Origin of the sequence: Pseudomonas trivialis (assembly GCF_001439805.1) — a bacterium.
GTDB lineage: Bacteria > Pseudomonadota > Gammaproteobacteria > Pseudomonadales > Pseudomonadaceae > Aquipseudomonas > Aquipseudomonas trivialis.
Map to the genome: position 1 here is coordinate 25,383 of NZ_JYLK01000027.1, position 10,732 is coordinate 36,114.

Consider the following 10,732-nt stretch of genomic DNA (forward strand, 5'->3'; position numbering starts at 1 on the left):
ACCATGGCACGACTAAAAGAGATTTACTGGAAAGAAATCGCACCGAAACTTAAGGAAGAACTTAAGCTTTCGAACGTGATGGAAGTTCCACGCGTTACCAAAATCACCCTGAACATGGGTCTGGGCGAAGCGGTCGGTGACAAAAAAGTCATCGAGCACGCTGTTGCTGACCTGGAAAAGATCACCGGTCAAAAAGTCGTTGTGACTTACGCTCGGAAATCCATCGCTGGCTTTAAAGTCCGTGAAGGTTGGCCGATCGGCGTCAAAGTGACTCTGCGCCGTGAGCGTATGTACGAATTCCTGGATCGTCTGCTGTCGATCTCCCTGCCTCGGGTTCGCGACTTCCGCGGCCTGAATGCCAAGTCCTTCGATGGTCGTGGTAACTACAGCATGGGCGTGAAAGAGCAGATCATCTTCCCGGAAATCGACTACGACAAGATCGATGCTCTCCGCGGTCTGGACATCACCCTGACCACCACTGCCAAGAACGATGATGAAGGTCGCGCCCTGCTGCGTGCTTTCAAATTCCCGTTCCGCAACTGATTGGAGTAGGACCATGGCCAAGATGAGCATGAAAAACCGCGAGCTGAAGCGTCAGCTCACGGTTGCCAAGTACGCCAAGAAGCGTGCAGCACTGAAAGCAATCATCGTTGATCTGAACGCAAGTCCAGAAGCACGTTGGGAAGCGACAGTAGCTCTGCAGAAGCAGCCACGTGACGCAAGCGCTTCGCGCGTGCGTAACCGCTGCCGCCTGACTGGTCGTCCGCACGGCGTTTACCGCAAGTTCGGCCTCGGCCGTAACAAGCTGCGCGAAGCGGCAATGCGTGGTGACGTACCAGGTCTGGTTAAAGCCAGCTGGTAAGTACGTTCAGCGTCCGGGCGGTCTTTATCGCAAGATACTGACCGCCGGTGACCTTGAATCTGGAACAAGCCCCTTTTGGGGCTTGTTTCATTTCCGCAGTGTGTCTAAAATACGCGGCTCGCCTGAGCCCGTGTTTTTTATGGCCGGAGATTCTCGGCGACATATGTAGCCGCAAGGCTAATTTTTTTGTATTAGGAGCGTCTAGCCCATGAGTATGCAGGACCCGTTAGCGGACATGCTAACTCGTATCCGTAATGCCCAGATGGCTGAAAAGTCCGTCGTAAGCATGCCATCTTCCAAGTTGAAGGTAGCTGTTGCCAAAGTCCTGAAAGACGAAGGCTACATTGCGGGTTATCAGATCAGCAGCGAAATCAAGCCACTGCTGTCCATCGAGCTGAAGTACTTCGAAGGCCGTTCGGTCATCGAGGAAGTGAAGCGCGTTAGCCGTCCAGGCCTGCGTCAGTACAAGTCCGCTGAAGATCTGCCGAAAGTTCGTGGCGGTCTGGGCGTGTCTATCGTCTCCACCAACAAAGGTGTGATGACGGATCGTGCTGCGCGCGCTGCCGGTGTCGGCGGCGAAGTTCTTTGCACTGTGTTCTAAGGGGGGATAAGCATGTCTCGCGTCGCTAAGAACCCCGTTAAGCTGCCAGCCGGTGTCGAAGTCAAATTCGCAGGCCAACAGCTTTCGGTGAAGGGTGCCAAGGGCACTCTTGAACTGAACATCCATTCGTCCGTTGAGATCGTTGAAGAAGCTGGTGAGCTGCGTTTCGCTGCTCGCAATGGCGATCAACAAACTCGCGCAATGGCCGGTACCACGCGTGCGTTGGTAAATAACATGGTCCAAGGCGTAAGCCAAGGCTTCGAGCGCAAGCTCCAGCTGGTCGGTGTTGGTTACAAAGCGCAAGCAAAAGGCACGGTTTTGAACCTGGCCCTTGGCTTCTCGCACCCAGTGGATTACGAACTGCCGGAAGGCATCACCGCTGAGACCCCTAGCCAAACCGATATCCTGATCAAGGGCATCGATAAGCAGCTGGTAGGTCAGGTGGCCGCTGAGATCCGCGACTTCCGTCCACCAGAGCCGTACAAAGGCAAAGGTGTGCGCTACGCGGACGAAGTCGTCCGTCGTAAAGAAGCCAAGAAGAAGTAGGGCATAGCAAATGACCGACAAAAAAGTTACTCGACTGCGTCGCGCTCGCAAAGCACGCCTGAAAATGCACGAACTCGAAGTCGTGCGTCTCTGCGTGTATCGCTCGTCGCAGCACATCTACGCCCAGGTCATCTCGGCCGACGGCAACCAGGTCCTGGCAAGCGCCTCGACTTTGGATAAAGAACTGCGTGATGGTGCCACCGGCAACATCGACGCGGCCACAAAGGTTGGCCAGCTGGTCGCTACGCGTGCTAAGGCCGCTGGCGTCTCGCAAGTGGCTTTCGACCGCTCTGGCTTCAAGTACCACGGCCGCGTTAAAGCGCTGGCTGATGCTGCTCGTGAAGCTGGGCTGGAGTTCTAAGTTATGTCAAATAACGACCAAAAGCGCGACGAAGGCTACATTGAGAAGCTGGTTCAAGTTAACCGCGTAGCCAAAACCGTTAAAGGCGGCCGTATCTTCACGTTCACCGCGTTGACCGTGGTGGGTGATGGTAAAGGGCGTGTTGGCTTCGGCCGTGGCAAGTCACGTGAAGTGCCTGCTGCGATCCAGAAGGCAATGGAAGCTGCTCGTCGCAACATGATCCAAGTTGATCTGAACGGCACCACGCTGCAGTACGCAATGAAGTCCGCTCATGGCGCTTCGAAGGTGTACATGCAGCCTGCTTCTGAAGGTACCGGTATCATCGCTGGCGGCGCTATGCGTGCTGTCCTCGAAGTTGCTGGTGTTCAGAACGTTCTGGCCAAGTGCTACGGCTCGACCAACCCGGTAAACGTGGTTCACGCCACTTTCAAGGGTCTGAAAGCCATGCAATCTCCTGAGTCCATTGCCGCCAAGCGTGGCTTGACCGTCAAGGAGATCTTCTGATCATGGCTACCGTTAAAGTAACGCTGATCAAAAGCATGACCGGCCGCATTCCTAACCACAAACTGTGTGTTAAAGGTTTGGGTCTGCGTCGCATCGGTCACACTGTAGAAGTCCAGGATACTCCCGAGAATCGCGGGATGATCAACAAGGCTTACTACATGCTGCGTGTAGAGGGTTAATCGATGAAACTCAATGATCTGAGTCCAGCGCCGGGTTCCCGTCGCGAAAAGCATCGTCCGGGCCGTGGTATCGGTAGCGGTTTGGGTAAGACTGGTGGCCGTGGCCACAAAGGTCAAACCTCCCGCTCCGGTGGCACCATCGCTCCAGGCTTTGAAGGCGGTCAACAGCCGCTGCATCGTCGTCTGCCGAAGTTCGGTTTCGTTTCCCTGAAAGCCATGGATCGCGCAGAAGTGCGTCTGTCCGAGCTGGCTAAAGTGGAAGGCGATATCGTTACTGTGCAGACCCTGAAAGATGCCAACGTGATCAACGTCAACGTACAGCGTGTGAAAATCATGCTGTCCGGTGAAGTGACTCGCGCTGTCACTATCGGCAAGGGAATCGGCGCCACCAAAGGTGCGCGTTCGGCTATCGAAGCAGCTGGCGGCAAGTTCGAGGAATAAATGGCTAAGCAAGGTGCTCTCTCAGCGCTCGGCAAAGGCGGTATGTCTGAACTTTGGGCTCGTCTGCGTTTTCTGTTCCTGGCGATTATCGTCTACCGAATAGGCGCACACATCCCGGTTCCAGGTATCAACCCGGACCGACTCGCAGACCTGTTTCGACAGAATGAGGGGACCATTCTTAGCTTGTTCAACATGTTTTCCGGCGGCGCGCTGGAACGGATGAGCATATTTGCACTGGGGATCATGCCGTACATTTCGGCATCGATCATCATGCAACTGATGACCGCCGTCAGCCCGCAGCTTGAGCAGTTGAAGAAGGAAGGTGAAGCTGGTCGTCGCAAGATTAGCCAGTACACCCGCTACGGCACCGTCGTCCTCGCTCTTGTTCAGGCCATCGGCATGTCCGTTGGTCTGGCGGGGCAGGGCGTTGCGTTCACTGGTGACTTTGGCTTCCATTTCGTCGCGGTATCCACATTTGTGGCTGGTGCGATGTTTATGATGTGGCTGGGTGAGCAGATTACTGAGCGTGGTGTTGGTAACGGTATCTCGATGTTGATTTTCGCAGGTATCGTCGCCGGTCTTCCGAGAGCAATCGGGCAGTCTTTCGAGTCTGCACGTCAGGGTGATATCAATATCTTCGCCCTGGTTGCCATCGGTTTGCTGGCAGTAGCGATTATCGGTTTTGTGGTGTTCATTGAGCGTGGTCAGCGTCGTATCGCTGTTCACTACGCCAAGCGTCAGCAGGGCCGTAAGGTCTTTGCTGCGCAGACCAGCCACTTGCCGCTGAAAGTGAATATGGCCGGTGTTATCCCGGCAATTTTCGCGAGCAGCATTTTGCTGTTTCCGGCTTCGTTGGGTACCTGGTTTGGTCAGTCTGAAAATATGGGCTGGCTGCAGGACCTCTCTCAGTCGATCGCTCCTGGTCAGCCGTTGAATATTCTGCTGTTTAGTGCAGGGATTATTTTCTTCTGCTTCTTCTATACGGCGTTGATGTTCAATCCGAAAGACGTAGCGGAAAACCTGAAGAAGTCCGGTGCCTTTATTCCGGGCATCCGTCCAGGTGAGCAGTCTGCACGCTACATTGATGGCGTTTTGACTCGCTTGACCCTGTTCGGTGCTCTATATATGACGGCCGTATGCCTGTTACCCCAGTTTCTGGTGGTTGCAGCAAACGTTCCGTTCTACCTTGGCGGGACCTCGTTGCTGATCGTGGTCGTGGTTGTGATGGACTTCATGTCCCAAGTACAATCGCACCTCGTTTCGCACCAGTACGAATCCCTGATGAAGAAAGCCAACCTGAAGGGCTACGGCAGCGGCATGTTGCGCTGAGTACCCCATAAGGTTCGAGGAGTTGGTGATGAAAGTTCGTGCATCGGTGAAAAAGCTGTGCCGTAACTGCAAGATTATTCGCCGCGAAGGTGTTGTTCGAGTAATTTGCAGCGCGGAACCGCGTCACAAACAGCGCCAAGGCTGAGTGTGATCCGCTTGAAGCCCGGCAGCTAGTGCGCTGCCGGGTTGATTATTTGTTATTACAGCGATATTATCTCGCGCCCTATTTCTTGGCTTCCGGGGCGTAGGTAGCTGTCAATTGGAGTCCCACTGAATGGCCCGTATTGCAGGCGTTAACATTCCAGATAACAAGCACACTGTTATCTCGCTGACCTACATCTATGGTGTTGGTCGCACTACTGCGCAGAAAATTTGCGCAGATACTGGGGTAAACCCAGCCGCAAAGATCAAGGATCTGAGCGACGAGCAGATTGAGCTGTTGCGTGGCGAAGTGGCGAAGTTCACCACTGAAGGTGACCTGCGTCGCGAAATCAACATGAAAATCAAGCGTTTGATGGACCTCGGTTGCTACCGTGGTCTGCGTCATCGTCGTGGTCTTCCAGTGCGCGGTCAGCGTACCAAGACTAACGCGCGTACCCGTAAAGGTCCGCGTAAGCCGATCCGCAAGTAATCGCCCACGCGAATCGACAGGAAAATTATCATGGCAAAACCTGCTGCTCGTCCTCGTAAAAAAGTTAAAAAGACAGTGGTTGATGGCATCGCCCACATCCATGCATCTTTTAACAACACCATCGTGACCATCACCGACCGTCAAGGTAACGCGCTTTCTTGGGCTACCTCCGGTGGTTCGGGTTTCCGCGGTTCCCGCAAGTCCACCCCGTTTGCTGCTCAAGTAGCTGCTGAACGTGCTGGCCAAGCTGCGCTGGAATATGGCCTGAAAAACCTCGACGTTAACGTCAAAGGTCCAGGTCCAGGTCGTGAGTCTGCTGTCCGTGCTTTGAACGGCTGTGGCTATAAGATCGCCAGCATCACCGACGTGACGCCAATCCCGCACAACGGGTGCCGTCCGCCGAAGAAGCGCCGCGTGTAATCCAGGAGATTGTAAAGAATGGCTCGTTACATTGGTCCAAAATGCAAACTCGCTCGTCGTGAAGGCACCGATCTCTTTCTGAAGAGCGGCGTGCGCGCGATCGAATCGAAGTGCAACATTGAAGCAGCACCTGGTATCCACGGCCAACGCCGCGGTCGCCAGTCCGATTACGGCACCCAACTGCGTGAAAAGCAGAAGGTACGTCGTATCTACGGCGTTCTCGAGCGTCAGTTCAGCGGCTACTACAAAGAAGCTGCTGGCAAGAAAGGTGCAACTGGTGAAAACCTGCTGCAACTGCTCGAATGCCGTCTGGACAACGTTGTATACCGTATGGGCTTTGGTTCGACTCGTGCCGAATCTCGTCAGCTGGTATCGCACAAATCCGTCAGCGTAAACGGCCAAACCGTTAACGTCCCGTCTTACCAGGTTCGTGCTGGTGACGTGGTCGCGATTCGCGAGAAAGCAAAAAACCAACTTCGCATTGTCCAAGCTCTCGATCTGTGTGCCCAACGTGGCCGCGTAGAATGGGTAGAAGTAGACACTGAGAAGAAGTCGGGCGTTTTCAAGAACGTTCCTGCTCGCAGTGATCTGTCCGCCGACATCAACGAAAGCCTGATTGTCGAGCTCTACTCCAAGTAAGGGCTAGAAAATAGGTGCATCCATGCAGATTTCGGTAAATGAGTTCCTGACACCCCGCCATATTGATGTGCAGGTTGTCAGTCCAACCCGCGCCAAGATTACTCTCGAGCCTCTCGAGCGTGGTTTTGGCCACACCCTGGGCAACGCGCTGCGCCGCATCCTGTTGTCCTCAATGCCCGGCTGTGCAGTAGTCGAGGCCGAGATTGACGGTGTGCTCCACGAGTACAGCGCCATCGAAGGTGTACAGGAAGACGTAATTGAAATCCTGTTGAACCTTAAAGGTCTGGCTATCAAGCTGCACGGCCGTGACGAAGTTACGCTGACCTTGTCGAAGAAGGGTTCGGGGGTGGTTACCGCTGCCGATATTCAGCTGGATCATGATGTCGAGATCGTTAACCCCGATCACGTAATCGCTAACCTGGCGTCTAACGGCGCCCTGAACATGAAGCTCACTGTAGCTCGTGGTCGTGGTTATGAACCGGCCGACTCGCGTCAGAGCGATGAAGACGAAAGCCGCAGCATCGGTCGCTTGCAGCTTGACTCTTCGTTCAGCCCGGTTCGCCGTATCGCATACGTGGTAGAAAACGCCCGTGTCGAGCAGCGTACTAACCTGGACAAGCTGGTTATTGATCTGGAAACCAACGGTACTCTCGATCCTGAAGAGGCTATCCGCCGCGCTGCAACCATTCTGCAACAGCAGTTGGCTGCGTTCGTCGACCTCAAAGGTGACAGCGAACCAGTGGTAATCGAGCAGGAAGACGAGATCGATCCGATCCTGCTTCGCCCGGTTGACGATCTGGAACTGACTGTACGTTCGGCTAACTGCCTTAAGGCGGAAAACATTTACTACATCGGCGACCTGATTCAGCGTACCGAAGTAGAACTGTTGAAGACTCCGAACCTGGGCAAGAAATCCTTGACTGAAATCAAGGACGTTCTGGCCTCCCGCGGTCTGTCCCTCGGCATGCGCCTCGACAACTGGCCGCCTGCAAGTCTTAAGAAGGACGACAAGGCGACTGCCTGATCGTCGTAATCACCGAACGTGAGTTTGGTAAGGAATGAACCATGCGTCATCGTAAAAGTGGTCGTCACCTGAGCCGTACCAGCTCGCACCGCAAGGCCATGTTTCAAAACATGGCGGTGTCGCTGTTCGAGCACGAGCTGATCAAAACTACACTGCCGAAAGCTAAAGAACTGCGTCGCGTTGCTGAGCCGCTGATCACTTTGGCCAAGACAGACAGCCTGGCTAACCGCCGTCTGGCTTTCGACCGTACTCGCTCGAAAGCTATTGTTGGTAAGCTCTTCAACGACCTGGGCAAGCGTTATGCTACCCGTGAGGGTGGCTACCTGCGCATCCTCAAGTGCGGTTTCCGCGCTGGCGACAACGCGCCTATGGCGTACGTCGAGTTGGTTGATCGTGCTACTGCCGGCGAAGCTGTAAGCGCCGAGTAAAACGATAAGCTGTATCGAAAAACCGGGCCCAGTGCCCGGTTTTTTGTGGGCGTAAATAATCTGACTATGCTCAATATGCTGCCGCCTTCACAAGGCAATTCCATTTGTGCGGTGTTAGTTATTCTCTATCGAAGTCCATAATTTAATAAATTTGATGGTGTCATCTCGATGGCCGATACTCCCTCCAAGCCGATTAGCCGGCAGTTCCATGACTGACCTGAGGAAGATTGAGCATGAGCCAGAACAATACTCTTACTACCGCCAGCGGCGCGCCTGTCGCAGATAACCAGAATTCCCGCTCGGCGGGCCCACGTGGCCCGCTGCTGCTTGATGATTTTCACCTGATCGAGAAGCTCGCTCACTTCAATCGCGAGAATATTCCTGAGCGTCGCGTCCATGCCAAGGGGTCGGGCGCATACGGCACGTTCACCGTGACGCAGGACATTACTCAATACACCAGCGCCAAGCTTTTCGAATCGATCGGTAAGCAAACGCCTACGTTCCTGCGATTCTCTACCGTAGGTGGCGAGCGTGGTTCGGCGGATACCGAACGTGATCCGCGTGGTTTTGCGTTGAAGTTTTACACCGAGGAAGGCAACTGGGACATCGTCGGCAACAACACCCCCGTGTTTTTCATCCGGGATCCTCTGAAATTCCCGGACTTCATCCACACTCAAAAACGTCTGCCGCAAAGCAACTTGAAAAGCGCCCAGATGATGTGGGACTTCTGGTCGCACTCCCCCGAGGCGCTGCACCAGGTCACCATCCTGTTTTCCGACCGTGGCATCCCGGACGGCTACCGTCACATGCACGGCTTCGGCAGCCATACTTACAGCCTGATCAACGCCCGGGGCGAGCGTCACTGGGTCAAATGGCATTACAAAACCAAACAGGGCATCAAAAACCTGGCGCCGGCTGAGGCTGCTCGCCTGGCGGGTACCGACCCTGATTACGCCCAGCGCGACCTGTTTGGCGCGATCGAACGCGGTGACTTCCCGAAATGGCGCGTCTGCATTCAGATCATGACAGAGGCCCAGGCCAACGCTCACTACGAGAACCCTTTCGACGTCACTAAAACCTGGTCGCAAAAGGAGTTCCCGCTGATTGAAGTTGGCGAGCTGGAACTCAACCGCAACCCACAAAACTACTTCGCTGAAGTGGAACAGGCCGCCTTTGGTCCAAGCAACATGGTGCCAGGTGTGGGCCTTTCCCCGGACCGCATGCTGCAAGGTCGCGTCTTCGCGTATGCAGATGCTCATCGCTACCGTGTCGGCACCAATCACCAACAGTTGCCGGTGAATGCTCCACGCAATCAGGTGAACAGCTATCAGCGTGACGGCTCAATGGCGTTTGGCAGCAACGGCGGCGCGGCACCCAATTACGAGCCCAACAGCTACGCTGATGCTCCCAAACAAGCGCCGCAGTATGCTGAGCCCGCTTTGGCGCTGAACGGTACGGCTGATCGCCATGATCACCGCGAGGACACCGATTACTACAGCCACGCCGGTGCATTGTTCCGCTTGATGGATGATGACCAGAAAGCGCTGCTCACCAATAATATCGCCGGTGCAATGGCGGGGGTTTCAGGTGATGTGGTTCAGCGTCAGTTGCAGCACTTCTACAAGGCAGATCCTGCTTATGGAGAAGCAATCGCAACCGCACTGGGTGTATCGCTTAACTAACTCTAAACGATAAGCAGAACCGCCCTCATTTGGGCGGTTTTTGCGTTATTTCAGCCACTTTTTTCAGGATATCTTCACTTTTCTGCCGTTGGTCCCGTGACCAAAACGTCAGCATGGTTCAAACTACAGACTTTCAAGCAGGGAGATGTAGGGCGATGCAAGGTCACCCCGACGTAATCGATTACCTCAACACGTTGCTGACGGGCGAACTGGCAGCTCGTGACCAATATTTCATCCACTCGCGCATGTACGAAGACTGGGGCTTTACCGAGCTCTACGAGCGTATCAATCACGAAATGGAAGAAGAGGCACAGCACGCCGACGCGCTGATGCGCCGCATCCTGATGCTCGAAGGCACGCCACGCATGCGTCCCGACGACCTGGACGTGGGCACCACGGTGCCTGACATGCTCGCCGCCGACTTGCGCCTTGAGTACAAGGTGCGTGCCGCGCTCTGCAAAGGCATCGAACTGTGCGAACAGCACAACGACTACGTCACCCGAGAAATCCTGCGGGTGCAGTTGAATGACACCGAAGAAGATCACACCTACTGGCTCGAAAAGCAGTTGGGCTTGATCAAACTGATTGGCCTGGAAAACTACCTGCAATCGCAGTTCTGATTTCAGACAGTCAAAAGCCCCTGACACCGATGAAGTGGCAGGGGCTTTTTATTGGTTCTTCACGGAATCCCGGGAAACACAGAAACAAGAACGCCGATTTGATTGATGATGTTCGTGCGAGCAAACACATCTACCAAACCGGCGTTCTTATGCACGATATTAATACTTTCCTTCCCTTTTGGGAGGGTTTTTCTGTCGTCAACATCAAGCCTGATGGTGACGGTCTCCAGATCGATCTCACACCCCACACCACCCGCTTCCCTTCCTGCGGAGGGTGCCAAAAAACCTGTTCAACCACTCATGAGTATTGCGAGCGAGTGATTCGTGATCTACCCATTCTCGGTCGTGCGGTGCGCCTCAGCGTTTTGCTCAGGCGTGTTGGTTGCCGCGACTGTGGCAAACGCATGGAGGCTGTCAGTTGGCTAGACCGCTACGCTCGCATGACGCGCCGCTTGGCCGAGACGG

18 protein-coding genes are annotated in these 10,732 nt (G+C 54.6%); all 18 read left to right on the top strand.

All coding sequences use genetic code 11. The annotated features are described in order from the left end of the window. Nucleotides 1-3 precede the first annotated feature (3 nt). A complete protein-coding gene (rplE, locus tag TU79_RS24445) occupies nt 4-543 on the top strand; it encodes a 50S ribosomal protein L5 (RefSeq protein WP_003176415.1) in 540 nt (179 codons plus the stop codon). A 13-nt stretch (nt 544-556) separates the two neighbouring features. Then, complete coding sequence (gene rpsN / locus TU79_RS24450) at nt 557-862, top strand: 30S ribosomal protein S14 (protein ID WP_057010374.1); 306 nt, start codon at nt 557-559, stop codon at nt 860-862. Between the two features lie 208 nt (nt 863-1,070). Beyond that, the gene (gene rpsH / locus TU79_RS24455; RefSeq protein WP_003176413.1) at nt 1,071-1,463 is read left to right on the top strand and encodes a 30S ribosomal protein S8; all 393 of its coding nucleotides are present in this window, start codon (nt 1,071-1,073) and stop codon (nt 1,461-1,463) included. A gap of 12 nt (nt 1,464-1,475) precedes the next feature. After that, the gene (gene rplF, locus TU79_RS24460; RefSeq protein WP_003176412.1) at nt 1,476-2,009 is read left to right on the top strand and encodes a 50S ribosomal protein L6; all 534 of its coding nucleotides are present in this window, start codon (nt 1,476-1,478) and stop codon (nt 2,007-2,009) included. Nucleotides 2,010-2,019: 10 nt separating this feature from the next. Next, on the top strand, nt 2,020-2,370 hold the full coding sequence (gene rplR, locus TU79_RS24465; protein ID WP_003176410.1) for a 50S ribosomal protein L18: 351 nt from the start codon (nt 2,020-2,022) through the stop codon (nt 2,368-2,370). A gap of 3 nt (nt 2,371-2,373) precedes the next feature. After that, nucleotides 2,374-2,874: a 30S ribosomal protein S5 gene (gene rpsE, locus TU79_RS24470; protein ID WP_003176409.1), complete on the top strand. Its 501-nt coding sequence runs from the start codon at nt 2,374-2,376 to the stop codon at nt 2,872-2,874. Nucleotides 2,875-2,876: 2 nt separating this feature from the next. Further along, nucleotides 2,877-3,053, top strand: a complete 177-nt coding sequence (gene rpmD / locus TU79_RS24475; RefSeq protein ID WP_003176408.1) for a 50S ribosomal protein L30 — start codon at nt 2,877-2,879, stop codon at nt 3,051-3,053. Nucleotides 3,054-3,056: 3 nt separating this feature from the next. Further along, nucleotides 3,057-3,494, top strand: coding sequence for a 50S ribosomal protein L15 (gene rplO, locus TU79_RS24480; protein WP_003176407.1), 438 nt, complete (start codon nt 3,057-3,059; stop codon nt 3,492-3,494). Next, nucleotides 3,495-4,823 carry a preprotein translocase subunit SecY gene (secY, locus tag TU79_RS24485; RefSeq protein WP_003194637.1) on the top strand — a complete coding sequence of 443 codons (1,329 nt, stop codon included), beginning with the start codon at nt 3,495-3,497 and terminating at the stop codon, nt 4,821-4,823. It begins immediately after the preceding gene. 28 nt (nt 4,824-4,851) lie between these two features. Then, nucleotides 4,852-4,968, top strand: a complete 117-nt coding sequence (gene rpmJ / locus TU79_RS25770) for a 50S ribosomal protein L36 (RefSeq protein ID WP_002555468.1) — start codon at nt 4,852-4,854, stop codon at nt 4,966-4,968. Nucleotides 4,969-5,097: 129 nt separating this feature from the next. Further along, nucleotides 5,098-5,454 carry a 30S ribosomal protein S13 gene (gene rpsM / locus TU79_RS24490; protein WP_003210063.1) on the top strand — a complete coding sequence of 119 codons (357 nt, stop codon included), beginning with the start codon at nt 5,098-5,100 and terminating at the stop codon, nt 5,452-5,454. A 30-nt stretch (nt 5,455-5,484) separates the two neighbouring features. Beyond that, nucleotides 5,485-5,874, top strand: coding sequence for a 30S ribosomal protein S11 (gene rpsK, locus TU79_RS24495; protein ID WP_002555466.1), 390 nt, complete (start codon nt 5,485-5,487; stop codon nt 5,872-5,874). An 18-nt stretch (nt 5,875-5,892) separates the two neighbouring features. After that, nucleotides 5,893-6,513, top strand: a complete 621-nt coding sequence (gene rpsD / locus TU79_RS24500) for a 30S ribosomal protein S4 (RefSeq protein WP_003210056.1) — start codon at nt 5,893-5,895, stop codon at nt 6,511-6,513. A gap of 22 nt (nt 6,514-6,535) precedes the next feature. Continuing rightward, the gene (locus TU79_RS24505) at nt 6,536-7,537 is read left to right on the top strand and encodes a DNA-directed RNA polymerase subunit alpha (RefSeq protein WP_003176403.1); all 1,002 of its coding nucleotides are present in this window, start codon (nt 6,536-6,538) and stop codon (nt 7,535-7,537) included. Nucleotides 7,538-7,578: 41 nt separating this feature from the next. Beyond that, nucleotides 7,579-7,965 (top strand): 50S ribosomal protein L17, encoded by a 387-nt coding sequence (rplQ, locus tag TU79_RS24510; protein ID WP_003176402.1) that lies wholly within the window; start codon nt 7,579-7,581, stop codon nt 7,963-7,965. Between the two features lie 233 nt (nt 7,966-8,198). Next, the gene (locus tag TU79_RS24515) at nt 8,199-9,647 is read left to right on the top strand and encodes a catalase (RefSeq protein ID WP_057010375.1); all 1,449 of its coding nucleotides are present in this window, start codon (nt 8,199-8,201) and stop codon (nt 9,645-9,647) included. A 155-nt stretch (nt 9,648-9,802) separates the two neighbouring features. Next, nucleotides 9,803-10,267, top strand: a complete 465-nt coding sequence (bfr, locus tag TU79_RS24520) for a bacterioferritin (protein WP_003176400.1) — start codon at nt 9,803-9,805, stop codon at nt 10,265-10,267. Nucleotides 10,268-10,416: 149 nt separating this feature from the next. Next, nucleotides 10,417-10,732: transposase family protein (locus TU79_RS25775; protein ID WP_169793820.1), on the top strand; the 316-nt coding region annotated here is incomplete at its 3' end.

Bases quoted from the DNA above. Each gene is read 5' to 3' on its own strand.
- rplE (WP_003176415.1), top strand. From the start codon at position 4: ATGGCACGACTAAAAGAGATTTACTGGAAAGAAATCGCACCGAAACTT.
- rpsN (WP_057010374.1), top strand. From the start codon at position 557: ATGGCCAAGATGAGCATGAAAAACCGCGAGCTGAAGCGTCAGCTCACG.
- rpsH (WP_003176413.1), top strand. From the start codon at position 1,071: ATGAGTATGCAGGACCCGTTAGCGGACATGCTAACTCGTATCCGTAAT.
- rplF (WP_003176412.1), top strand. From the start codon at position 1,476: ATGTCTCGCGTCGCTAAGAACCCCGTTAAGCTGCCAGCCGGTGTCGAA.
- rplR (WP_003176410.1), top strand. From the start codon at position 2,020: ATGACCGACAAAAAAGTTACTCGACTGCGTCGCGCTCGCAAAGCACGC.
- rpsE (WP_003176409.1), top strand. From the start codon at position 2,374: ATGTCAAATAACGACCAAAAGCGCGACGAAGGCTACATTGAGAAGCTG.
- rpmD (WP_003176408.1), top strand. From the start codon at position 2,877: ATGGCTACCGTTAAAGTAACGCTGATCAAAAGCATGACCGGCCGCATT.
- rplO (WP_003176407.1), top strand. From the start codon at position 3,057: ATGAAACTCAATGATCTGAGTCCAGCGCCGGGTTCCCGTCGCGAAAAG.
- secY (WP_003194637.1), top strand. From the start codon at position 3,495: ATGGCTAAGCAAGGTGCTCTCTCAGCGCTCGGCAAAGGCGGTATGTCT.
- rpmJ (WP_002555468.1), top strand. From the start codon at position 4,852: ATGAAAGTTCGTGCATCGGTGAAAAAGCTGTGCCGTAACTGCAAGATT.
- rpsM (WP_003210063.1), top strand. From the start codon at position 5,098: ATGGCCCGTATTGCAGGCGTTAACATTCCAGATAACAAGCACACTGTT.
- rpsK (WP_002555466.1), top strand. From the start codon at position 5,485: ATGGCAAAACCTGCTGCTCGTCCTCGTAAAAAAGTTAAAAAGACAGTG.
- rpsD (WP_003210056.1), top strand. From the start codon at position 5,893: ATGGCTCGTTACATTGGTCCAAAATGCAAACTCGCTCGTCGTGAAGGC.
- TU79_RS24505 (WP_003176403.1), top strand. From the start codon at position 6,536: ATGCAGATTTCGGTAAATGAGTTCCTGACACCCCGCCATATTGATGTG.
- rplQ (WP_003176402.1), top strand. From the start codon at position 7,579: ATGCGTCATCGTAAAAGTGGTCGTCACCTGAGCCGTACCAGCTCGCAC.
- TU79_RS24515 (WP_057010375.1), top strand. From the start codon at position 8,199: ATGAGCCAGAACAATACTCTTACTACCGCCAGCGGCGCGCCTGTCGCA.
- bfr (WP_003176400.1), top strand. From the start codon at position 9,803: ATGCAAGGTCACCCCGACGTAATCGATTACCTCAACACGTTGCTGACG.